This window comes from Allofustis seminis DSM 15817 (assembly GCF_000374325.1).
GTDB lineage: Bacteria > Bacillota > Bacilli > Lactobacillales > Carnobacteriaceae_A > Allofustis > Allofustis seminis.
On the sequence record NZ_KB894079.1, the window covers coordinates 260376 to 284486 of the forward strand.

Consider the following 24111-nt stretch of genomic DNA (forward strand, 5'->3'; position numbering starts at 1 on the left):
ATATCTATATAGGGTATGCACCAGTGTTGCATAAAAATAAAGACTTCATTGCGGTGGCAATGAAGTCTTTATATTAATAGCCACGATTTTGGCGACGTGCACGACTGTCGCGTTTACGTGCCTCTTCAGATTTTTTCTTACGACGTACACTTGGTTTCTCATAGAATTCACGTTTGCGTGCTTCTCTGAGTGTACCTGTTTTAGATACAGAACGTTTAAATCGACGAAGTGCATCATCTAGTGATTCGCCTTTTTTGACATCTGTTTTAGTCAACGTTCTTCCCTCCCCTCGTCCGGTCGAGGGGTACCTTTCCTCGTGTTTTTAGCACTTTCAGTCTTCCCTTAACCTAATCCAACTTCAGGATTATAAAATCTTTTGAATCAAATCTCTGATTCATTAAGAAATATTATACATGAATTCATAAAACAGGTCAATCTTCAGACTGCGTTTCTAATTTTTTCTTGCAGTCCGCACATAGTCCATAAAGTTCAAAGCGGTGGCCTGATATTTTCACATCTCCCAATTGCTCTTCAAAATAGTTTAATGGACACATTTTAATATTGATAAATTTACCGCAATTCGTACAAATAAAATGATGATGATGGTCATGCGGCGCTTTTTTTACCATAAAATATTTTTCAGCTTCATATTCTGTCTCTTCAAGGATGCCCAGCTCGAAAAAGGTATGCAAATTTCGATAAATGGTATCTGGACTAATTTCAGGAAAGTCAGGTGCCATTCGCTCCGTCACATCTTTCGCTGTTAAATGTTTATCCGTTCCATAAAGAACTTCTAACATTGCAATCCGACGATCGGTAATCTTATAGCCAGCACCTCTCAATGTTTCAATTGCACCACTTATTAAAGTCATCGTCATTCCCCTCCTTGAAATTTTACTCTGAACAATTGATTCATGTATAATAATCATATCATGTATAAAGGAGCTTTCAATACTAATGCCTCAAGAAAAACAATTAAAAGTCTATATCCTTTGCGATGCTGTGGGACAATCAACTACTCAGCTCGCCCAAGCAGCGCTTAATCAATTCCCAAACTTGCAATATGCCACACGTTCAATCTCTTTTGTTTTATCACTTCAAGAACTTCATAAAATTATGAATGATATTTTGAAATGCCATGAAAAAGCTATTATTTTTCATACTTTTTATCATTCAGAATTTTCTAAATATGTCCAACAAGCTGTAAAAAATACATCCATCACTGCCTATGATGTATTGCACCCACTCGTTGAACAAATTGCCCAAACAATGCAAGCCAAACCTGTTGAAGACTTAGATCAAACACATGAATTAAATGATGAATACTTTGACCGAATTGGTGCACTGGAATTTGCTGTTATTAATGATGATGGTAAGAATCCAAGCGGTTTTTTAGAAGCAGATTTAGTTATTTTAGGTGTTTCACGAACAAGTAAAACACCCCTGAGCATTTATTTAGCAAATCAAAATTACAAAGTTGCCAACTTGCCACTATTGCCTGATGCCGAAATTCCTAATACGCTATGGGAAGTCGATCCACATAAGATTATTGGACTTACCTCTGATTTAGATATTTTACTAAAAATTCGTAAAGAACGTTTAGAAAGTTATGGCATTAGTAATATTACACCTTATTCTTGTGAAGAGCGCGTTCAAAAAGAATTAAGTTTTGCAATGAATTTATATGAAAAATTAGGATGCAAAGTCATCAATGTCACATCTCGTTCAATTGAAGAGACTGCTTCACTTATTATTAAATATTTAAATGATGGGCAATATTAAAAAAGTTAGCTCAAACTGAGCTAACTTTTTATTTAAACGCCATGATAAGATTTGCTTCTTTTAATTCTTCCATTCCAATTTTCATAACCACCTTCAAGAATAAAGATATTATCATATCCTTTCTTTTTCAAAAAGATGGCGGATTTTCCAGATAGGAATTGGCTGCTATCATATATATAAATAGGCTGATCATTTCTCAATTCAACATAGCGCTGTTTTAATTCAGTATATGGGATATTTCGTGCACCTAATATATGTTCTGCTTTAAATTCATCGCTTTCACGAACATCAATAACTTGTGCTTTGCGAATATTCTCATTAAATTCTTCTTTTGTTAAAATCGTTGCGGCATTTTTTCTACGGAAATATTGAACAAGCTCCCAAATGCCCCATAAAATTAAAAATAATACCAACGTTTTTGAAAAAGTTCCCATATTTTTATAAATATCTACAATCCATCCCAACACTCTAATCTTCCCTTTCTTATTTACGATCGTTTATTACTAAACTTGCTGCCCCAACAACACCTGCATCATTTCCTAAAATAGCTTGGCGCACTTTAATCGTGTCACGAATCGTTAAAAATACATATTCTTTTACTTTTTCTTGCACTTTATGCGTTAAAAATTCTCCCGCATGCGACACTCCACCGCCTAAAACAATGACCGATGGATTCAATAAATTAGCAACATTCCCCAATGCTAGTGCTAAATAATTCACAACATGATCGACCACAATATTTGCAAAGTGGTCCCCTGCTTTAGCTGAATCAAATACAATCTTAGCATTGATATCTTGCCCATCATCAATCATGCACTTAAGGGCGGAGTCCCCTGCAAATTGCTCTGATAAATCTCTTGCAACACGTACAATTCCAGTAGCACTTGCAACTGTTTCCAAGCAGCCACTCTTTCCACAAGTACAGTCATAGCCATCTTCAATAATTGTAATATGACCAATTTCACCAGCAGCTCCCTGACAACCATGAAGTAGATGGCCATCGGTAATGAGGCCTCCTCCGACTCCTGTTCCTAAAGTAACAAACACCATATTATCTGCTTTTTCTCCTGCACCTTGCCACTGTTCACCGAGGGCAGCGACATTGGCATCATTTTCAATGAAAAAGGGCAGATTGAATGCCTCTTCAAACTGTTGACGGACAAATTGTACTTCTGACCAATTTAAATTATATGCCCCCACAACTGTTCCTTTTTCATAATCAATCATTCCAGGAGAGCCCATGCCGATGCCTAGAAAATCATCAAGATCCATTTGATACAATTCTAAGTGATGACGAATTGATTGAATCAAGTCTGGAACAATTTTGGAACCATTATGACGTATATCAGTCGGAACACTCCACTTCACTTGAATTTGACCTTCTTCATTTAAAATCGCAAACTTTGCTGAGGTGCCCCCTAAGTCAATTCCAATAATTTTACGATTCATTATTACTGCTCCTTTACATATTTTTTCCAACAAAAAAGCAAATTAAAATAAATACTACGTAAAACATAATATATTTCATGCGATTAATATGTTGTGCATCTGCGGCAGCAGTAGATACCACCATCATAGTCGCTAAATAGCCACCAATCGCTCCCCCAAAATGCCCCGCAATATCAATACCAGAACTGAAGAGTGAAAAAATAATATTTACAATAATAAGTATGCGATATTGATAGGCAAGCATCTGAAAATAAGGACGACGAGGATATACTTTTGCCAATGCAAGCACTGTCGCAAACATACCAAAAATTGACGTACTCGCTCCAGCAGAAATTGTCTGATTAGTTGCAAAACTTGCGACATTACCAGCAATTCCTGCAAGTAAAAATAAGAGTAAGTAACGAAATGAGCCAAAAATCTCTTCTAAATTTTTCCCTAAAAAATAAATGGCTAATCCATTCATCACTAAATGAGAGAGACCAATATGTAAAAAAACAGGTGTAAGCAAACGCCAATATTGCCCTTCTATGATTAATTCATTTACTTTAGCACCAAAGTGAATGAGCACGAATGGATTCTGACTTCCACCATATATTTCCATCAAAAGATACATCAATGTGCATAAAATTAAAATCCCGTAAGTAACATATGGGATATTGGATCTATTTTTCATAATTGTTATCATAGCGTTCTCCTTTTCACACACCATTCATTATAACAAAAAAATAAACAAATTTAATGAAAATACTAGAATTTTAATTTAAATCATGGTATTCTAATTCATGCGATAAAGTGTGATTGAATCGCTTGATCCAAATCACTGAATGGAGGGAATTTCATGCGCGTAAATATTACATTAGAATGTACAGAATGTAAAGATAGAAACTACATTACTACAAAAAATCGTCAAAATAATGATGAACGTATTGAATTAAAAAAATATTGCCCAAGATTGCGCAAAGTAACATTACACCGCGAAGTTAAAAAATAATTAATACCTTTACATCAGGTCTTTATAAGACCTGTTTCCTTTTTTAAAGAGCCTATTAGAATTTATCTAATAGGCTCTTTTTTATTCATCAGATGAGGTGTGACTGCCAAATCGACCCACACCAAAATATGCATCCATTGCATTCCGAATCGTCTCTACGTGGATCGTACCCAGATAACCCGAAGGTAGATAAGGTACGACAACTGAGACGGCAATTTCTGGATCATCATAAGGAGCAAATCCTATGAATGTCATATTATAAACGGGGGTGCCTCGCATGGATTCATTTTCTCCCCAATAGTAAGCTTCAGCCGTTCCTGTTTTACCAGCGAAAGTATAAGGCGCACCTCTAAATACTGCTGGGGTCAAACCTAATGAGCCATTCGCCACTTGCCACATACTTTGGTGAACACGGTTGAATGCTTCTTTACTTACATTGATTTCATTTAGAATTTTAGGTTCAATTTTTGTTTTAAGTGCCCCTAACTCTCCTGTATCTGGATTCGTTCCTCTAATTTCACGAACGAGACGCGGGGCATAACGAATACCACCATTTGCAATCGTTGCAGCATATTGTGCATGTTGAAGCGGAGTATAAGTATCAAACTGTCCAAATGCATTAAAGAGCGCTTGCCCAGCATTTGTTACTTCTCCTGGTTGACCAATTGATTCATTAGGCAGGTCAATGCCCGTAGGACTTCCTAGACCAAATTGGCGATTATATTTTCTCATTTTTGCGATGGTTTCTTCGGCATCAATTGGCAAGAATTCATTAGGTTTATAATCATAATAGCCGCCCATTCGCATTGCAAGCATCGCCATGTAAACGTTAGAGGACTCGGCCAGCGCTTGAATATCGGATAAATATTTTACACCATGACGGTTATAGACCGAGGAAATATTTTCTGATCCTTGGAATTGGAGGGGCATATCAACGATCACATTATTATCCACCGAAATAACACCATCTAAATAACCTGATAGGACTGTGGCAGGTTTTACAGATGACCCCATGGTAAATGAATTTTGGAATACACCTAGTGCATCATCTTCAATCTCGCCTTTGACAATCTTCTTCCCAGACATTGCGATAATATCGCCATTTTTAGGATTGATTGCTGTAATATATACACTATCATTCAAGCCTTGTCTTTGAGCAAGCGTATTTAGTGCAACTTCATCAAAGCGTTTTTGAATTTCAGTATCAATCGTCAAGACTAAGTTATCGCCCTTTTCGCCAGCATAACGTTCAACTTGTTTTATAATATCTCCAGAAGCGTTAACTTCCGTTTGCAGTCGGGATTTTGTTCCACGTAAGACATCTTCATATTGCAATTCAATTAGACTAGTACCAACGCGGTCATTGCGCGAATAGCCCTTTGCTAAATAGGCATTGAGCTGAGATTCTGGCAGACCTTGTTTTTCTGTTGAAACAGTTCCCAAGACACTGCGTAACATGTCATCTAAAGGATAGACTCTTTCCCAATCTGTTGACGTATTAACACCTGGTAAATATTCAGCATTTTCCGCAACAGCAGCCATTTCCTCACTTGTTACATCTTTATTTTTGATATTGACTGCACTCAACGCATAGGCGCTATTCATTTTTTTATAGATTGCTGCAGCATTCAATTCTTCATCATGCATGCGTTCCAAATCAGATTCTTTTATCAATTCTAATTGATCTTCATAGTCAAAATTATTGCTGTTGATTTTATTTTTGTGGACATAATTTTCAATTCGCTCTTCCATTTCTTCTTGATGAGCTGCAAAATAATAATCTTTTAAATCACGAATTGTAAGATCTTTTTTTTCTTCATTTTCAAGTTCGGTCACATGTGGTAAGCTGATGATTTTTGAAAGCCTAGACGCTGTCGTAGCCATCGTCTTAGCTTCTGTATTTTTTCCACGTGTATAAATAATCGCATTTGTCGCTTCATTGCCGACAATTTTTTTGAGGTGTGCATCATAGATCTCACCGCGTGGTACATTTCCTTGGATAATAGTACTTTCTGTGCGCTGTACTTCCGCCTTGAAATCTTCTCCGCGAATAATTTGTAAAAAGCCGAGTTGAATAATGAGGATTGCAAATAAGACAAAAATTATAAAAAATAATAAATTTAAACGAAAAGGCACATGCGATTTCGAATCTTTTTGTTTATTTTGTTTTGCTACCATTTTCGTTTCACCTATTTCTAAATTAATACAGGCTTTATTATAACAAAAAACCGAATGATAAACATCATCCGGTCTCTTAAAATTGATTTAAGATTGAATTTCAAATCCTAATGTATCTTTAAAGTGGCCCATTGCCCATTCATGGCCCTTGGCATTAAAACTGGCAACACCTTTTTCATGAATGACGACATCAAAACCCTTATTATAAGTATCAATTGCCGTATGCAAGATACATATATCAGTACAAACCCCCACAAGATGTAACTCTTTTATATCACGTTCACGCAATTTTAATTCAAGATTCGTACCAACAAAAGCAGAATATCGCGTCTTATCAAAATATTCTACATTTTCTTGTGTACGAATTCGTTGATATAATTCTTCCAAATTACCATAAAGTTTGCGACCGTCCGTTCCTTTAATATTATGCGGTGGAAAAAGTTTTGTTTCTGGATGATAGACATCATGCGCATTATGACTGTCAATCATAAATGCAACATAATCACCAGCTTCAGCGAATTCTTCTGTCAGCTTTACAATATAATCATGTAATGCCTGACCCGCTAAACCGCATGTTAAGGCACCATCTATTGCTACAAAATCATTTGTATAGTCAATATTAAGTAACGCTCTCATTATTAACACCCCTTGTTGATTTCTACTATCCTACCACCTTTAAATTTATTCGGCAAACAATATCCGCCTATTTAAATAAATGGCAGGTTTGGGCTAATCAAACAAAGCGCTATTTCATAACTTTCGCACACTTATGCTATTGAATTATTCACCGAAAAGTTCCTTATTGATTGCTGCACTAACTCTGGCCACTTCTTCATCGCTAATTATCTCATAATAAATACCATCAATCGTTGTTCCTTCACCGCTTAATTGGTCATTTTCAATCGTTCCAGCAGCATCCCGATAATTAAGAGATACTTCTACCATTTCATCAAATGTCATATTGGTTTGAATATTTTGTTCCATTGCTTTTAGTACAGATTGATAATTCATAACACCCTCAACAGTTACCAATTGTGCAATAATGGCCATGACAACTTCTCGTTGGCGATTTTGGCGTGCATAATCACCATCTAATTCTCTCATACGGCTATATTCTAAAGCCATCGCCCCGTCCATATGCGTTATTTGTCCCTCATAAAAGGTAAAATTCCCTTGAGTAAATGTCGTTTGGGGAGTAATTGTAATCCCGCCGACCGCATCTACCATTTGCTGAACACCTGCCATATTTATAGCAACATAATAATCGATAGGAACATCTAAGAAAGATTGTATAGTATTAATCGACATCGCTGCTCCACCATAAGCGTAAGCATGATTTATTTTGTCTGTCGTATCATGTCCGACAATTGGTACCAAACTATCGCGTGGGATACTTGTTAGTCGCGTACGATTATTTTTAGGGCTGATCGTCATGATCATTATTGAATCACTACGTCCTTGATCAACTCTTCCATACTCCCCTGTATCAATGCCTAAAAGCAAGACACTAAAAGCATCGCCACGTTTTAAGTTGACTTTTTTTCCGCGACTTTCATGCGGGTCAACTTCTTCACTCACATCTTCATGAATTTTATCAATGGATCCTTTAAATTGAAAATATCCGCAAGCTCCCATTCCGATGATACATATTAAAATGATTAAAAACCATTTTAAACAGCCACCGCGTTTTTTTGTTTTTTTATTTTTTTCTAAATGATAACGCTCCATGCGCGTTATTGGCGTCTCTTCCATTCGTTGTCCCCTTCCCCGTTCATTTTATTGAACGATTATTGGCCTTTTTGTTTCGTTAATATAATCGGTTCATCTTCAGTTATGGCAATTGTGTGTTCATATTGTGCACTTAATCCACCATCAATGGTGCGTGCTGTCCAACCATTGTCATCAATTTTTGATTTCCAATGTCCAGTATTAATCATCGGTTCAATAGTAATTGTCATACCAGGACGTAAGCGGAGTCCGGTATTTGCTTTGCCATAATGAGGAATGGCGGGTTCTTCATGCATTGTCGGTCCAATGCCATGACCAACAAATTCTTTGACAACAGAGAAGCCTTCCGACTCTGCATATTCTTGAATAACCGCTCCAATGTCACCAATTCTATTTCCCGGTTTTGCAACAGCAATTCCTCGGTACAAACATTTGCGTGTAACATCCATTAAATGCTTGGCTTCATCTGAAATATTTCCTACAGCGTAACACCAACAAGAATCTGAAAATGCTCCATCCAAATCGATGACCGTATCCACTTTAACAATGTCTCCATCTTTAAAAGCATAGTCTGTTGGAAAGCCATGACAAATTTCATCATTGACACTTACGCATGTTGCATATTTGTAACCTTCATAGCCAATTTGCGCTGGAATTCCTCCCGCTTCTTTTATTCTTTTTTCAAAAAATTGATCGACTTCCATACCTGTAACGCCTGGTTTTATAAAATCGCGCAACGCTTCATGAATACTGGCAAGCAATTTTCCTGATTTTTTCATTTCTTCGATTTCTCTTTCTGACTTTCTTGTAATCACTTGATAACCTCCTAAATATCTTTTCAGCTTATTATAACGAATTTCTCGTCATGATACAAAATGAATATTATTTGATATTTTGGCTACTCCATTAAAACTTTGTTATAATCTAATCACTATGAAAGAGAAAGAGGGAAAATTATGCCACGCGTTATGATTGTTTATGCAAGTCTTACCGGAAATACTCAAGCAGGTGCTGAAATTTTAACCGATGCATTTCTTGAATTAGGAGCCGAAGTGGAAACCGTTCAAAGTTATGTTGCCGATCCATTTGAATATCAAAATGCCGATATTGTCATTGCAGGTTCGTACACATATGGTATCGGTGGAGAACTGCCAGATGAGATTTTAGACTTTTACGAAGAATTAGAAGAAGTCGATCTGACAGGGAAAATTTATGGTGTTTTCGGATCAGGCGATGTATTCTATGAAGATCTTTTCTGCGTTGCCGTCGATTATTTTGAACAACAATTCGAAAAAACTGGAGCCATTAAAGGGGCTGACGGAATTAAATATAATTTATATCCTGATGAAAAAGCGGAAAATGATCTCTATGCTTTTGCAAAAGAATTATTCGATCAATACAAAGATAAACATTAAAAAGGAGCGATAAAATGACTCAATTTGAAAAAAATCTAAAAAAATATGCAGAATTGCTCGTAGCAGTCGGCATTAATGTCTCTGAAGGGCACACAGTACTTTTAAATATTGATGTAGACCAAGCACCACTTGCTCGTTATATTACAGAGGCTGCATATAACCGCGGTGCTAAAAAAGTTGTCGTACAGTGGTCAGATGATCAAATTTCTCGTTTAGATTTCACACATCAAACAGCTGATACATTAGCAGATATCCCAGAATATGTCGTAGCAGAATCCGATTATTTTATTGAAGAAGGAGCAAGTCGCATTAGTGTTCGCTCTACTGACCCCGATCTTTTTAATGGGATTGATTCCAAAAAAATTGCCAAACGTCAAAAAGCAATGGGAATTGCTATGAAAAAAATGCGTGAAGCAACACAAGCAAATCGTGTCAGTTGGCTTGTTGCGGCAGCAGCTGGTGAAAAATGGGCTGAAAAAGTTTTCCCTCATTTGGAAACTTCTGAAGAACAAGTGGCCGCTTTATGGGATGCTATTTTTAAATCGGTTCATTTATATGAAGACGATCCCATCGCTTATTGGGAACATAAAGTGCAAATCCTTCAAAATAAAGCCCAACAATTAAATGACGAAAAATTCACTGCACTGCACTACACAGCACCTGGAACTGATTTGTTGCTAGGGCTCCCTAAAAATTATCGCTTTGAAGGGGCTGGAAGCAAAAATGCACGCGGTGAAATATTTGTCGCAAATATGCCAACCGAAGAAGTATTCTCCGCGCCCGATGCCCATCGTGTAGACGGTGTGGTCGTATCAACAAAACCACTAAGTTATGCAGGAAGCATCTTAGAAAATATGGAATTTCATTTCAAAGATGGTAAAGTCGTTGAATGCTCTGCAGAAAAAGGAGAAGAGATTCTTAAAGATTTAATTGCATTGGATGAAGGAGCAAGTCATCTAGGTGAAGTCGCACTCGTGCCACATAGTTCCCCCATTTCTCAATCGGGACTCACCTTCTTCAATACTTTATTTGATGAGAATGCCTCAAACCATCTTGCGCTAGGTTCAGCATATGCTTTCAACTTAGAAGGCGGAACAGAAATGACTGAAGCACAATTAAAAGAAGCGGGACTTAATCGTTCACATACACATGTGGACTTTATGATTGGCTCTTCTGAAATGAATATTGATGGAATAAAAGAAGATGGCCGTCGCATTCCTATTTTTCGAAATGGTGAATGGGCGATCTAATTTTAGATATCAAAAAAGAGTCCGGAACAATAGCCGGACTCTTTTTTATTCTTTTAATTGTGATTGATACATTTGATAATACTTTCCTTCATGATTTTCTATGAGTTCCTCATATGTACCACTTTCAACAATCTCACCTGCATCAAGAACTAAGATTTGGTCTGCCTCTTGAATGGTCGATAGACGGTGAGCAATAATAAAAGTCGTACGCCCTTTTTGAAGAACTTTCATCGCATGTTGAATTACATTTTCAGTTTCAGTGTCAACAGAGCTTGTGGCCTCATCTAAAACTAAAATTTTAGGATTTAAGGCTAATGCTCGCGCAAAACTGATCAATTGACGTTCGCCTGCACTAAAACTCTGACCTCTATCTGAAACTTTTGCATGAATACCTTCTGCAAATTTATTCAGCAATTCTTCTCCCCCAACTTCTTTCAATGCTTGTTCCGCTTTTTCAGGAGTTACCCGATCATTTCCCATTGCGATATTTGAAGCAATGGTGCCAGAAAAAAGATAAGGATCTTGTAAGACAATTCCCATTTGAGAACGCAATGATTGTCTAGAAAAATGCGTAATTGGCTGACCATCAACGCAAATAGTTCCTTCTTGAGGATCATAAAATCTAAAGAGTAAATTCATAATGGTACTCTTGCCAGAGCCTGTATAGCCAACTAAACCAATAACTTCCCCAGGCAAAACATTCATATTAATATCTTTTAAAACTTTTTGTTCATTTGTATAACCAAATGATACATTACAAAAATCTACTTCGCCTTTGTCAATTAAAATAGAGGCTACCTCATCCTGTTCAATCGGCATATCCAATATTTCAAATATTCTTTCGCCAGCACCTACTGCCTGTTGCACAAAGGTCATCTGGCGTATGATCATATTAATTGGTTCAAAAAGACGTGTAATATAATCAACAAATAAATATAACATCCCGATCGAAATTCCTAATACACCATTAATATATTGGGTACTAAAGTAAATAAGTAAAAGTAAGATTGCTATTTTACGCAAGACATCTGCCAATGTCCACTGAAATAAAGAGTCTAAAACAACATACTTATCCAACACTTTATACCATTGTTCATTAATCTGCTCAAATTCATCTATTATTAAATTCTCTTGCTCAAAAGCTTGGATAACTTGCACGCCTTGAATTGATTCATTCATTCGTGCATTAATTTCTGAATTTAATTTTCGCTCTTCGCGTATATATTTTTGCGCATATTTAGAATAAATTTTGTTCCAAATATATAGCAAAGGAATAAGAAGCAATAATACAAGTGCTAATCCTTTATGAAAAAATGCGATCGCACCATATGCCCCGATGACATATATTGTATTGACAACAATCATCCCTAAAGCATTTGCATAAAATTGTTCGCGAATATTTTCCGTATCATTTGTAATTCGGGCAACGATTTTTCCTGCAGGTAAATGATCAAAATATCGAATCGGCAAATGCTGAATATGCGTATACAATTGATCACGCAAAACTTTGACAACACCATTTGCAGCATTCATTCGGTTCATAAAACTAATATAACGAAAAATAACTGTACCAATCACACAAGCGCCATAAATCAGTAATAATTTTATTAGGGCATCGATCCAGACTTGCCCTGCCTTCTCAGCAGGTATAATCACATTATCGATCACTTGCTGTGCAATAATAGGGGCGGATAAATCGGTAATAGTAGAAATAATCAAAAGGAAAATGCCAAGTGAAAATGCCTTCCGTTCATATTTCATATAAGATAATAAACGCTTAATAGTTTTCATCTGCTCGCCCCTCTCCTTTCAATTCTTGACGCTTGAATTGTTCATAATACCAGCCTTTTAAGTTCATCAACTCTTGGTGCTTTCCACGTTCTACAATTTTTCCGCGATCCATCACAATAATTTCATCGGCACCTTTAACAGCAGAAAGGCGATGAGAAATGATGATATTAGTTTGATTGGATCGATATAATTTTATATTTTCAATGATAGCTTGTTCTGTTTTCGTATCTACCGCAGAAAGTGAATCATCCAAAATTAAAAGGTCGCTATTTTTAATGAGTGCACGTGCAATGGCGATTCGTTGTTTTTGACCACCTGATACTGATGCGCCCTTTTCGCCAACTAATGTATCCAGACCATCCGATAAATGTTTCAAATCTTTTGTGAAACTTGCCAACTCCACTGCTTTTAATATATCTTCTTCGGATGCCTCTTGCTTTCCAAATCGGATATTATCGCGCACACTTCGACTAAACAAAATATTTTCTTGGGGAACATAGCTAATGTTGTGGCGGATATCTGCATCACAATAATGGTGATAAGGTTCGCCATCCATTAATAGTTGCCCACTGCCAGGAGCATATTGATTAATAAGTTGCTTTACTAATGTTGATTTTCCAGAACCGATTTTCCCCACAATTCCGAGCGTGCTTTTTGGCTTAATCGTTAAGTCAATGCTATCCAACTGATTTTCAGACGCTTTTGGATAATGAAATGAATAGTTTTTAAATTCAATAACTCCCATTTGGGCGGCTGGTTTTTGAGTAGTACGTGTAATATCATCCGTTGCTTTTAAAACTTCTTGATAGCGGCGCATTGAAGCGTTGCCTCGACGCATGAGAAGTACTAATTCCGATAATGCCATCAATGGCCAGATCATCATGCTGAGGTACATTTGAAAAGAAACCATATCCCCAACTGTGATTTTGCCTTTTGCCACTAAAAAACTACCCAAAGCCAATGCAACGATCATACTTACTCCTTCAAAAAATTTCACCACTGGACCAAATAGGGCATTTGCTTTTTCGACATCTATATTTTTTTGGTAGAGATCGGTCGTTTGTTTTTTGAAATTTTCGACAAAGAGATCTTCTTTTACATAAGCACGAATCACACGGATACCATCTACCATCTCGAGAACTTCATTATTGACTTGGGAGAAAGTCTCCTGTGATTTCTCATAACGACTATCAACAAGCCGTCCTTGAACTTCAAATAGATAAACCATCGGGCAAAGCGGAATTACTGCCGCCAATGTCAACCAAATATTTGTTGTAAATGCCATCACTAAAATAAGTGCACTAATAAAAATAGTGCCATCCATTAGCACCATCAAACCATAACTGGTAGATGAAGCAACAGTCGAAATATCTTGAGTTCCTCGCGCAATTAAATCGCCTGTACGAAATTTTTCAAAATAAGGCGAACGCGATAATAAAAAATGCTCCATTAACTTTTTGCGAAGATTCCACTGCAATTCATATGCTTTAGAAAAAAGGCCATAACCCCAAATATAACAAATAATATACATCAAAATAATTGCAACGGCGGTTTGCAATGAATAACTCCACAAAATATGACGATTCATTATTCCAGAAACAATTGCATCAATAAATTTTCCTAGAATGCGCGGGATAAATATGTCGGTGAACCCCGAAAGAATTAAACATAATCCATATAACACATAATGCCACTTATACTTTTTGAAATGTGGCTTCAATTGTTTTAAAACTTCAAACAAGAAAATTCCTCCAATCTTTTAGGTATAAAAAAAGCTTACTTCTGAAAAACTTCAAAAGTAAGCTTTTGGAATTAAACGAATTCAGTTCGCTATTCGGCTAATTTCTTGTGAAGGTCGATAACTTCTACTGCAAGGTCTTTGAAAGTAATTGCATTCATTAAATGATCTTGACCATGAACAAGAAGTAAAGATAACTCTACTGGATCTCCACTAGCTTCTCGTGTAAGCAAATCAGTTTGTGAGTGGTGTGCACGACTTAGCGCTTCATCTGCTTCTTTCAGCTTTTCATCTGCTTCATCAAATTGTCCATTTTTTGCTGCACGAATTGCTTCCATTGCACTACTTTTTGCGTCGCCACCATGCATAATAAGTCCCATAATAGTTTCTAATAATTCTTCTTGTCCTGCCATATGTCTCATCCTTTCTTGCCTAATGCACCCTTTGAAACGTTTTATTATTTACTTTCGATTAATTCAACGGCATGATTTAAAACTTTTTCGCCATTCATCATACCATAATCTTGCATATTAATGACTTCTACACCGATTCCTGTACCTGCCAATTTTTCTTCAAATTGATCTTTCATAAAGCGTACTTGAGGCCCAAGCATCACAACGTCTGGATGTTTGCTTTGAATTGTTGCATCTGCTTCACTTGCTGACACTGCAAAGATTTCAGCATCCAAACCTTTTTCAGCTGCTGCTTTCTCCATTTTAGTAACAAGTAGCGATGTACTCATTCCTGCTGAACATACTAACATAATTGTTTTTTCCGCCATGTTTTTCTCCTCCACATCATTTATATGCTTGTAGCGTAAATGTTTAAGTTACTTTGTCATTATACAAAAAAGGACTTAAAAAGTCCACTAGGAGGAATAAGATGTACATTTTTCAATAACGCATCCAATGAATTGTCATAATCTCACAATCAAATCGGCGATCAATTAAATCAATCACTTTTTGGAGTATTTTTTCCACATACTTGCCATCTCCACTCACCGCAGCAAATCCTAAAATGGCCTGGTTCAGCAACTCTTGATCGGAAACTTCAGCACCTGCCACATAAAATTTATGGTGAACTTGGTCGAGAATACTCTGAACAATTCTGCGCTTGTCTTTTAATGATTGTGATTCATAAAGATATAAAGTCACTTCAATTCCTGTTAAATACATAATTTCTCCTTCATTCATTCAATGAATTGGCTTGGATTGATCACTCATTTTTATGATAAAATTAATACAAATAAAGTAGATAGGAGGACTCTACATATGCATTCAATGATTGACTACCAACAGTTTGCACAGGAATGGAATAAAGAGCTTGCTCATTATGAAGAAAAAATTCTTCCTTTTGGCACAATCACTTATTCCACACCAAATGATTCAATAGAGATTTTGAAAAAAACATTACAACTTGTGCAACGTGTCACACAAAATATCGCAGATTTTTTAGAGGGAAATGATTCAAAGCGTGGGAAAATTGCACAAAGCATTCGGCAAGAAAATAAATATTATATTAAAGCGATCCACACGCATCTTTTAAAAATTATCGTTGGAAATCCTATGGAACAAATTTCATTATTGGAATCAACCAATCCTATGGAGCTGCTCATTGACTTGTTGCAATTTTTGCACCGATCAGAAAATGGAAAAGACGTTCTTTATTCTTACAATTTGCGCATTTTTAATTCTATTAAACGATTGCTTAGCCATTTAATTCACCATTATCAAACAATTGAATTCGCGGCAGATTTAGATTATCAAAAAATCTCATTTACACAAGAACAGCTCCAACATGAAAGAAATAAATTACGCTTCCAAGTCAAAGATTATGAAGAATTAGAAACGATTTTCCGTGGCAAAATTATCGCCGTCCATCATCAGAAAAAAGCACTTGAAATTATGACTGATGCAGGATTAAAAATATTATATATTGTGCCGCCCGCTTTCAAAACATTGCCCATCACCACTCAAAAAGAAGTTCGTGTTCGTGCACAAAGAATTTTTTATCGTTTATCCAACAATGAAGAAGTAACGGTCTACACAGTGCTTGCACTCCACGATTTAAAATATTTATAAAATGAAACGGAAGTTCATATGAACTTCCGTTTCTTATCTGATTAAGGACGTACTAATTCATAAATAGCTTCTAAATAAATGGCCATTGAACGCATTAAATCATCCAGTGCCATAAATTCATTCGCTTGGTGCATTGTATCAATGCTATCTGGGAATAATGCACCATATGCTACGCCGCGGTCCATCAAACGTCCATATGTTCCACCACCAATAACTTGCTCATGTGCTTCCAGTCCTGTTTGACGATGATAAACATCGAGCAACGTTTTGACGAGTGGATCTTCCGGTGAAACATAATGTGGTAATTTCCCACCTGCTGCTTTTTCAACAGTTACATCATAAGAAGCGAGTTGTTGCGTAATTTTTTGGGTAATTTCTTCATCAGTACCTTTTGGATAACGCATATTAATCGTAATCGTACCACCTTTTCCCTCTTCAAAGCGGAAAACTCCCGCATTGGCAGAAAGTTCACCCATTACATCATCAACCATTGCAACTCCTAGTTTTTCACCTTTTGGATCATCATGAAGAACTTGTGCCGTTACATCTACAAAAGTTTTTGCATCTTGGGATAATCCCAAAGTTTGAAGGAATTTTCCAAGGTAGGTTGCACCATTTATTCCAACTTCTGGAGTGGAACCATGTGCTGCTTTTCCAACAACATGGAGTATTAATTGTGTGCCATTTTGTTCATAACTGCCTGTAATAGGCTCTGAGGTTAAAAATTCTTCAAATGATGCAATCACTGCATCCAAGTCTTTAACTTCCAAAGTGGCTTCTGCATCTTGTGGCACCATATTTGAGCGTAAGCCAGATTCAAAACGTATTAATTTTATATCGCCTGACTGATTGCCACCAAAATGTAATTGGACCGTTACATTTCCTTTCTCACCATTAATAATTGGGAAGACGGCATCAGGTGAAAATCCAAAGTCGGGCATTTTTTCAACACTAAAATAGTGATCCATACATTGCCAACCGCTCTCTTCATCCGTTCCAATAATTAAACGGATTTTTTTGGCAACAGGCAGTTTTAAATCTTTTATAATTTTCAGTGCATAATAAGCGGCAAGAGAGGGACCTTTATCATCACTGGAGCCACGTGCATAAATGCGTCCTTCTTTTAAAACTGGCTCAAAAGGATCAGTATCCCAACCTGTACCAACAGGCACTACGTCAACGTGACCCAAGATACCCATCAACTCATTACCTTCGCCCATTTCAATATGGCCTGCCCAATTGTCAAAATTTTGAACAGTAAATCCATCACGTTTTCCAAATTCTAAAAATTTATGTAAAGCTTTAGCTGGACCAGGTCCCACTGGAAACTCTGCGGTCGCTTGATCATCTTCACGCACACTTGGAACACGAAGCAGTTCAAATAAGTCATTGAGGAAATCTTCCTGATAGTCTGCAACTATTTTTTTGTAATCTAATGCTGTCATCTTATCTCTCCTTTTCTTTTAATGTGAGTTAAGAATACCATTTTTTTGATTCAGTGAAAAGTAAACCACATGCAATGGATTTTTATTGAAATTTGGTCTATGATGATAAAGATGAGGACGTGATCATATGAAGAAAATAACGCAGCGTTGTGTTGCAAATTATATTCCTATTCGAGACCCCCATATGTATAAAGGAAGCTTTAAGAAGATTTTATGTATTGGTGGAAATTTTCAAATGGGTGGCGCTATTCTACTTGCAAGTGCAGGTGCACTGCAAGCAGGTGCTGGATTAGTAACCGTTGCTTCAGTTGTCGAAAATCGTACACCCTTATATATACATACACCAGAATGCATGTTTGTTGATATTGCAAATAAATCCGCATTAAAACAAGCACTTCAACAAAATGAAGTCATTCTTCTAGGCCCTGGACTTGGACGTAACCAACAGGCCAGAGATTTATATCAATGGGTCTTAAATCAGATCACTACCCAACAACTAATTATTGATGCAGATGGGCTTTATTGGTTAAGTGAGCTACAAAATAATTTCTCAACATGCGAAAAGATGCCCATTCTCACCCCTCACCTAGGTGAATGGGAGCGATTGTCTCATATGGCACCTCCAGCTACAGATATCAATAAAAATAAATGCATGCAACAAAAATTAAATGCATATGTTGTATTAAAAAAACATCGCACACAGTTATATACTCCCCAAAATATATGGGAAAATACAGCAGGAAATCCATCCATGGCAACTGGTGGTATGGGCGATATTTTAGCAGGCATTATTGCTGGATTTGTTAGCCAATTTGATGATGTTGAAAAAGCATTGGTGAGTGCTATCTACATCCATAGTTATACTGCCGATGTATTAGCCCATACACATTATGTCACTTTGCCCACGCAAATTATTTCAAATCTTCCACAGATAATAGCAAAACTAACTCAATTAAAGGAGGACATAGATGAAAAAATATAACGCTTGGCTTCCGCTATGTTCTGCCACTGCCGGAGCAATTTTTATGTTTCTTTCTAAGAAGATATTTTTTACAGGGCTTGTTATTTATTTTGGCCTGTCATTAATTATGCAAATAAGTTCAACACAAAATATGGAAGCCTATCAACAATCCATTGAAACCTCCAAAAAAATATTTATCTCCGCAATGTGTTATCTATTCAGTGGCATCTTTTCATTTTTAATTTAAAAAAAGGTCAAGAAGCATATAGCTTCTTGACCTTTTTTATACTCGAATTCGCAATTTTTTACGGAGAGTGGCTGCACGTTCACCGATCAATCGATCCGCAATCTTAGTTTTTAATACTAAGTAAGTATAGACAAATCCGCCAACCAAGGCAATGAGTATTAATGCCACAAAAGACTGAAGTCGGATATCATATTTCAAAAAATATCCTAATCCTTCTTCTACGCCAAATGTCACAATAAACATTATCAAACTTAGAATGAGCAAGAAAAGCGAACGGCGCATAAGAAATTTTTTCGAAAATGGGATGGTTTCATACATAATTTTGAGCATTAATATCACCGTAACGAGCAACCCGATTAATGTCGACCAAAGCATCCCATAAGCATGTGTAAAATAAATCATCAATGGCTGCACTATTAGTTTCGCTAAAAAGCCAATAATTAATGCATAGATGCCTTTACGTCGTTGATTCACCGATTGCAAAATATTGCCTAACAATAAATACATCGCCATAAAAACACTGACTACCGCATATAAGCGTGTCACATTGCTCCCCATGTCAAAGGGGCCAAAGAATATTGTATATAGCGGCTGTGCAACAGCAATCATGCCCATAGCACCAGGTAACATGACAAATAGTAATAATTGAATTCCTTTTTCAAATTGGTGGCGCACTTGTTGATAATTTTTGGTTGCCATCAAATCACTAATCAAAGGTACCGTAGTAATCGCCATTGAAGCACCAAAGGATGTCAACAAAGTGCTTAATTTATAACCATTGGCAGATACTAATCCAAAAGTTAGTTCTATTTCTCCATCAGTAATATCTGTAAATAATCGCATAAGTGGTGCATAAGTTAATTGGTCAATCAATTGGAAAATTGTGATTCCCGTAGCAATGATAATAAAAGGAATCGATGTTTTAATAATATTAAGGAGCAGTGCCATCGTGTCAATCACTTCATCTGTACCTGTCAATTCATCTGTCAATTTTTCTCCAAATGAAAGTGCTGTAGGTATTTGCTTCATTAAAAAAAGCAAGTAAATAATTGAAAAAATTGCACCGACAAATGCAGCAAATGTTGAATATGCCACCGCTTTTTCAACTGCACCATATTGAAGTTGGCGAATAATATAAACAGACCCCAAGATAAAAGCAACACGTGCCAATTGTTCGATAATCTGGGATATTGCAGGTTCTTTCATTCGATTATGTCCTTGAATAAATCCACGAATCGCTGCTTGCAGTGGAATAATGAGCAGCGCGGGAGCTAAGGAACGGATGACATAGATTGCAACCGATTTATCAGAAATCGGTCCTGTAAACCATGGTGCTAAAATATATAGCGCAACTGCAGAAAAAATACCTGTTACTCCCATTAAAATTAAACCATGAGAATATATTTTCTTTGATATATCATAACGTCCGAGTGCATTATAATAACTGACCTCTTTTGAAATCGCACTAGGCACACCCGCCGCCGCAAAAGATACAAAAAATGCATAAGGAACATAGGCTACTTGATATAATGCATTCGCCGCTGCTCCTGTCTCAGGATCTCCTATCCACATCATCCATGGAATAATATAAAAGGCACCAAGAAGTCTTGAAACAAAACTACCCGTTGTCATCCAAGCGGATCCTGCCACCATTAAATTCTCTTTTTCTGCCATTTCTAATTCGGCATCTATTTTATTTTTTTTATCCATGATACCCAACTTTCAAATTCTCTTATCTAATACATTAAAAAAGAGCATAGTGCTCTTTTTTAATTCGTATCCATTTTACTGTTTTAGTATCCAACATGCAATATCGCAAGGTATAAGTCTTTTTTAAGATTTAATTGGCTACAATGTTCACAAGTTTTCCAGGTACAACGATAACTTTGTGGACGGTCAATTCTTTCAGATGTTCTTGAATATTTTCATTTTCAAAAGCCATTTTTTCTAAATCTTCTTTTGAAATATCCGCAGCTACTTGCGCTTTACCTCTCACTTTACCATTAACTTGAAAGACCACTTCAATTTCATTTGAAATAAGTTTACTTTCATCATAAGTTGGCCATGGGGCAAGTGATATACTTTCTTTTTCTCCTAACTTCCACCAAAGCTCTTCCGCAATATGTGGCGTAATTGGCGCAAGAAGTTGGAGGAGACCTTTCATATATTCAACAGGCAACGCTTCAGCTTGATAAGCCTCATTCACAAAGACCATCATCTGACTGATTGCCGTATTAAAATGCATCTGCTCAAAGTCGCGTGTTACTTTCTTGACTGTCTGATGATAGACTTGTTCCAATGTCCCATCATTATATGTTGTAATACGATCACGTACTTTTCCTTCACGATCAATAAATAAACGCCAGACGCGATCTAAAAATCGGCGCGATCCTTCCAAACCATCTGTTGTCCATTCTTTATTCGTATCGAGCGGTCCTAAAAACATTTCATATAATCGTAAAGTATCTGCACCATATTGTTTCACAACATCATCTGGATTGACGACATTACCGCGAGATTTCGACATTTTATCGCCATCTTTTAAAATCATTCCTTGATTGTACAATTTTTGGAATGGTTCTTTTGTTGGTACAACACCAAGATCATATAAAAATTTGTGCCAGAATCTTGCATAAAGCAAATGAAGCACTGCATGCTCTGCTCCACCAATATATAAATCTACCGGTAACCATTTTGCCAGCTTTTCAGGATCGGCGATCGCTTCATCATTATGCGGATCAATATAGCGAATATAATACCATGAGCTTCCCGCCCACTGTGGCATTGTATTCGTTTCGCGGCGACCTTTCATTCCTGTTTTTTCATCTACGACATTGATCCATTCTGTGATATTAGCTAGAGGAGATTCTCCTGTGCCAGATGGATGAATGTTTGTTGTTTTTGGTAATTTAAGTGGTAATTCATCTTCTGGAACTGTCGTCATCGTGCCATCTTCCCAATGAATAATAGGAATTGGCTCTCCCCAATAACGCTGGCGTGAGAATAGCCAATCGCGAAGTCGGTAATTAATTTCGTGCTCCCCTTTACCATTATCTTCTAGCCAACTCATCATTTTTTTGTTCGCATCTTCTACATTCAATCCATCTAAGAATTGGGAATGAATATGCTCTCCATCACCGGTATAAGGTAATTTCTCACCTTCTGGCAAAGCAATAATGGCTTGTATTGGCAGATCATATTTCGTAGCAAATTCAAAGTCACGCTCATCATGTGCAGGACACCCCATAACAACACCTGTTCCATAAGATACCATGACATAATCTGCAACCCATATTGGTAATTTTTTATCTAGAATTGGATGTTTGACATAGGCTCCAATGAATAGGCCCGTCTTGTCTTTATTAAGTGATGTTCTTTCCAATTCTGTTTTATTTTTCACTTGATTGACATATGCTTCAACTGCTTCTTTACGATCAGGAGTGGTCAGCTCCGACACTAAATGGTGTTCTGGTGCAAGCACGACATACTCTGTTCCGAACAAAGTATCAGGTCGCGTAGTATACACTGAAAGAACTTCGCCATTCATTCCATCTATTTCAAAATTCACACGAGCTCCGCTAGATTTCCCGATCCAGTTATATTGCATTTCCTTAATATATTCAGGCCAATCTACTAAATCTAAATCTTCAAGTAAACGATCAGCATATTGAGTAATACGCAAAATCCACTGACGCATTGGTTTTTGGTAGACAGGATAACCGCCACGTTCTGTCTTGCCGTCAATCACTTCCTCATTAGCTAAAACAGTTCCTAAATCAGGTGACCAATTGACGTTAATTTCCGCTTGATAGGCTAAACCTTTTTCATAAAGTTTAGTGAAAATCCACTGTGTCCATTTATAATAATCTGGATCCGTTGTATTTATTTCCCGATCCCAATCATAACTCAGTCCAAGTGATTTAAGCTGATGGCGAAATGTATTAATATTTTCTTCGGTAAAATCCGCAGGGTCATTTCCAGTATCTAAAGCATACTGCTCTGCAGGCAACCCAAATGCATCCCACCCCATTGGATGCAATACATCATAATCTTGTGCACGTTTCATACGCGCAATAATATCCGTTGCCGTAAAGCTTAGAGGATGCCCTACATGCAATCCTTGCCCTGAAGGATAAGGAAACATTCCCAATGCATAATACTTAGGGTGATCACTGCCACGATCTTTTGTTTTAAATGTTTTGTGTTCGTCCCAATAATTTTGCCATTTTTTTTCAATCATTTGATGATCAAATGCCATAGTCTATTCTCCCCTTTTAAAAAAATAAACCCTATACAGCTCCTTGAACTGTATAGGGCGAAATTATCACGGTACCACCTAAATTAACTTGCTAAGCAAGCTATCTCAAATTGTTAACGCCAATTATACGTTTCAAGCTACTATTATTTCACTTGAAAATCACGTTAAGCGAGTTCAATAACTTTTCTTTATCTATTCTCACCAACCATAGACTCTCTGAAAAAAATTCGTTATTTACTATTCTTAACACTCATTTATTTTTGTTAGCTTATCAGATATTTGAAATTCTTGCAACGAAAAGCATTCAACATATGTTAAATATACAAACGTTGGCCGACAATAATAAGACTTGAATTTAAGCGGTTTTTAGTCTGTAATTGTTGAACGGTTGTATTATATTTTTTTGCAAGTGCCCACAAAGTGTCACCTGATACAACCGTATGTGTTTTTCCAGTACTAGAGCTGGCAGATTTTTGTACAGGCGCTGAACTTTGAACGGTCGATTGAGATTGACCAATAATAATTTGTTGACCAATATGAATTAAATTCGCATTACGAATATTATTCCAACGAACTAAATTAGCCAATGATACACCATGACGGTAGGCTATTCCCGATAATGTGTCCCCAGCTTTTACAGTATAATGTGAATTTTTAACGACTATTTTATTCGCTGGAGCTGATTTAGCGGATGGTTTTGACGCCGAGTTTCCACTGATTACTAATTTTTGACCTACACGTATAATATTAGGATTAGCAATGCCATTTTCTTTTGCGATTGCTGCAACCGTTGTGCC

Annotated in this window: 25 protein-coding genes and 1 other annotated feature; of the genes, 7 read left to right on the plus strand and 18 right to left on the minus strand. The window is 36.8% G+C overall.

Annotation, left to right across the window (positions count from 1 at the left end; genetic code table 11):
• Nucleotides 1-73 precede the first annotated feature (73 nt).
• Nucleotides 74-274 (minus strand): 30S ribosomal protein S21, encoded by a 201-nt coding sequence (rpsU, locus tag C231_RS0101205; RefSeq protein WP_018658835.1) that lies wholly within the window; start codon nucleotides 272-274, stop codon nucleotides 74-76.
• A 157-nt stretch (nucleotides 275-431) separates the two neighbouring features.
• Nucleotides 432-872 (minus strand): Fur family transcriptional regulator, encoded by a 441-nt coding sequence (locus tag C231_RS0101210; RefSeq protein ID WP_018658836.1) that lies wholly within the window; start codon nucleotides 870-872, stop codon nucleotides 432-434.
• Nucleotides 873-957: 85 nt separating this feature from the next.
• Here C231_RS0101210 and C231_RS0101215 point away from each other — a divergent pair, with 85 nt between their 5' ends.
• The gene (locus C231_RS0101215) at nucleotides 958-1782 is read left to right on the plus strand and encodes a pyruvate, water dikinase regulatory protein (RefSeq protein WP_018658837.1); all 825 of its coding nucleotides are present in this window, start codon (nucleotides 958-960) and stop codon (nucleotides 1780-1782) included.
• A gap of 32 nt (nucleotides 1783-1814) precedes the next feature.
• On the opposite strand, the gene C231_RS0101220 is transcribed toward C231_RS0101215, so the two are convergent.
• Genes C231_RS0101220 through C231_RS0101230 form a run of 3 tightly spaced genes read right to left on the minus strand, consistent with a single transcriptional unit; the run spans nucleotide 1815 to nucleotide 3916 of the window.
• Nucleotides 1815-2216, minus strand: coding sequence for a rhodanese-like domain-containing protein (locus tag C231_RS0101220; RefSeq protein ID WP_026314282.1), 402 nt, complete (start codon nucleotides 2214-2216; stop codon nucleotides 1815-1817).
• 49 nt (nucleotides 2217-2265) lie between these two features.
• Entirely contained in the window at nucleotides 2266-3231 is a 966-nt protein-coding gene (locus tag C231_RS0101225) for an ROK family glucokinase (RefSeq protein WP_018658839.1), read from the minus strand.
• Between the two features lie 13 nt (nucleotides 3232-3244).
• Entirely contained in the window at nucleotides 3245-3916 is a 672-nt protein-coding gene (locus C231_RS0101230) for a rhomboid family intramembrane serine protease (protein WP_018658840.1), read from the minus strand.
• Between the two features lie 153 nt (nucleotides 3917-4069).
• Between C231_RS0101230 and rpmG the strand changes: the two genes are divergently transcribed.
• On the plus strand, nucleotides 4070-4222 hold the full coding sequence (gene rpmG / locus C231_RS0101235) for a 50S ribosomal protein L33 (protein WP_018658841.1): 153 nt from the start codon (nucleotides 4070-4072) through the stop codon (nucleotides 4220-4222).
• An 81-nt stretch (nucleotides 4223-4303) separates the two neighbouring features.
• Here the strand turns inward: rpmG and C231_RS0101240 are convergent, their stop codons facing one another.
• The 4 genes from C231_RS0101240 to map all read right to left on the minus strand — a co-directional run bounded on the left by C231_RS0101240 (nucleotide 4304) and on the right by map (nucleotide 8943).
• Entirely contained in the window at nucleotides 4304-6400 is a 2097-nt protein-coding gene (locus tag C231_RS0101240; protein ID WP_018658842.1) for a peptidoglycan D,D-transpeptidase FtsI family protein, read from the minus strand.
• A gap of 87 nt (nucleotides 6401-6487) precedes the next feature.
• Nucleotides 6488-7036: a cysteine hydrolase family protein gene (locus tag C231_RS0101245; protein WP_018658843.1), complete on the minus strand. Its 549-nt coding sequence runs from the start codon at nucleotides 7034-7036 to the stop codon at nucleotides 6488-6490.
• A gap of 144 nt (nucleotides 7037-7180) precedes the next feature.
• Nucleotides 7181-8152, minus strand: coding sequence for an LCP family glycopolymer transferase (locus tag C231_RS0101250; protein WP_018658844.1), 972 nt, complete (start codon nucleotides 8150-8152; stop codon nucleotides 7181-7183).
• 35 nt (nucleotides 8153-8187) lie between these two features.
• Nucleotides 8188-8943 (minus strand): type I methionyl aminopeptidase, encoded by a 756-nt coding sequence (gene map / locus C231_RS0101255; RefSeq protein ID WP_018658845.1) that lies wholly within the window; start codon nucleotides 8941-8943, stop codon nucleotides 8188-8190.
• Nucleotides 8944-9084: 141 nt separating this feature from the next.
• On the opposite strand from map, the gene C231_RS0101260 reads away from it, so the two are divergent.
• Nucleotides 9085-9543, plus strand: a complete 459-nt coding sequence (locus C231_RS0101260) for a flavodoxin (RefSeq protein WP_018658846.1) — start codon at nucleotides 9085-9087, stop codon at nucleotides 9541-9543.
• 14 nt (nucleotides 9544-9557) lie between these two features.
• Entirely contained in the window at nucleotides 9558-10793 is a 1236-nt protein-coding gene (locus C231_RS0101265) for an aminopeptidase (RefSeq protein ID WP_018658847.1), read from the plus strand.
• Between the two features lie 45 nt (nucleotides 10794-10838).
• Here C231_RS0101265 and C231_RS0101270 read toward each other — a convergent pair whose 3' ends face one another.
• From C231_RS0101270 to C231_RS0101290, 5 genes are all read right to left on the minus strand, one after another.
• Nucleotides 10839-12584 carry an ABC transporter ATP-binding protein gene (locus tag C231_RS0101270; RefSeq protein WP_018658848.1) on the minus strand — a complete coding sequence of 582 codons (1746 nt, stop codon included), beginning with the start codon at nucleotides 12582-12584 and terminating at the stop codon, nucleotides 10839-10841.
• On the minus strand, nucleotides 12571-14325 hold the full coding sequence (locus C231_RS0101275; protein ID WP_018658849.1) for an ABC transporter ATP-binding protein: 1755 nt from the start codon (nucleotides 14323-14325) through the stop codon (nucleotides 12571-12573). The genes C231_RS0101270 and C231_RS0101275 overlap by 14 nt, the downstream gene beginning before the upstream one ends.
• A gap of 89 nt (nucleotides 14326-14414) precedes the next feature.
• A complete protein-coding gene (locus C231_RS0101280; protein ID WP_018658850.1) occupies nucleotides 14415-14735 on the minus strand; it encodes a PTS sugar transporter subunit IIA in 321 nt (106 codons plus the stop codon).
• A gap of 44 nt (nucleotides 14736-14779) precedes the next feature.
• Entirely contained in the window at nucleotides 14780-15103 is a 324-nt protein-coding gene (locus tag C231_RS0101285; RefSeq protein ID WP_018658851.1) for a PTS sugar transporter subunit IIB, read from the minus strand.
• Nucleotides 15104-15215: 112 nt separating this feature from the next.
• Entirely contained in the window at nucleotides 15216-15497 is a 282-nt protein-coding gene (locus C231_RS0101290) for a DUF503 domain-containing protein (RefSeq protein ID WP_018658852.1), read from the minus strand.
• Between the two features lie 96 nt (nucleotides 15498-15593).
• Here C231_RS0101290 and C231_RS0101295 point away from each other — a divergent pair, with 96 nt between their 5' ends.
• Nucleotides 15594-16403, plus strand: coding sequence for a hypothetical protein (locus C231_RS0101295; protein WP_018658853.1), 810 nt, complete (start codon nucleotides 15594-15596; stop codon nucleotides 16401-16403).
• Nucleotides 16404-16444: 41 nt separating this feature from the next.
• Here C231_RS0101295 and pepV read toward each other — a convergent pair whose 3' ends face one another.
• Nucleotides 16445-17848 carry a dipeptidase PepV gene (pepV, locus tag C231_RS0101300; protein ID WP_018658854.1) on the minus strand — a complete coding sequence of 468 codons (1404 nt, stop codon included), beginning with the start codon at nucleotides 17846-17848 and terminating at the stop codon, nucleotides 16445-16447.
• 127 nt (nucleotides 17849-17975) lie between these two features.
• Here pepV and C231_RS0101305 point away from each other — a divergent pair, with 127 nt between their 5' ends.
• A complete protein-coding gene (locus C231_RS0101305; protein WP_018658855.1) occupies nucleotides 17976-18830 on the plus strand; it encodes an NAD(P)H-hydrate dehydratase in 855 nt (284 codons plus the stop codon).
• Nucleotides 18817-19056: a hypothetical protein gene (locus C231_RS0101310; RefSeq protein ID WP_018658856.1), complete on the plus strand. Its 240-nt coding sequence runs from the start codon at nucleotides 18817-18819 to the stop codon at nucleotides 19054-19056. The genes C231_RS0101305 and C231_RS0101310 overlap by 14 nt, the downstream gene beginning before the upstream one ends.
• 36 nt (nucleotides 19057-19092) lie before the next feature.
• Here C231_RS0101310 and C231_RS0101315 read toward each other — a convergent pair whose 3' ends face one another.
• From C231_RS0101315 to C231_RS08645, 3 genes are all read right to left on the minus strand, one after another.
• The gene (locus tag C231_RS0101315) at nucleotides 19093-20766 is read right to left on the minus strand and encodes a putative polysaccharide biosynthesis protein (protein WP_040407973.1); all 1674 of its coding nucleotides are present in this window, start codon (nucleotides 20764-20766) and stop codon (nucleotides 19093-19095) included.
• Nucleotides 20767-20896: 130 nt separating this feature from the next.
• The gene (gene leuS / locus C231_RS0101320; RefSeq protein WP_018658858.1) at nucleotides 20897-23314 is read right to left on the minus strand and encodes a leucine--tRNA ligase; all 2418 of its coding nucleotides are present in this window, start codon (nucleotides 23312-23314) and stop codon (nucleotides 20897-20899) included.
• A gap of 50 nt (nucleotides 23315-23364) precedes the next feature.
• Nucleotides 23365-23568: a binding site (T-box leader), on the minus strand.
• A 60-nt stretch (nucleotides 23569-23628) separates the two neighbouring features.
• The coding region (locus C231_RS08645; RefSeq protein WP_018658859.1) for a LysM peptidoglycan-binding domain-containing protein at nucleotides 23629-24111 on the minus strand (483 nt) is incomplete at its 5' end.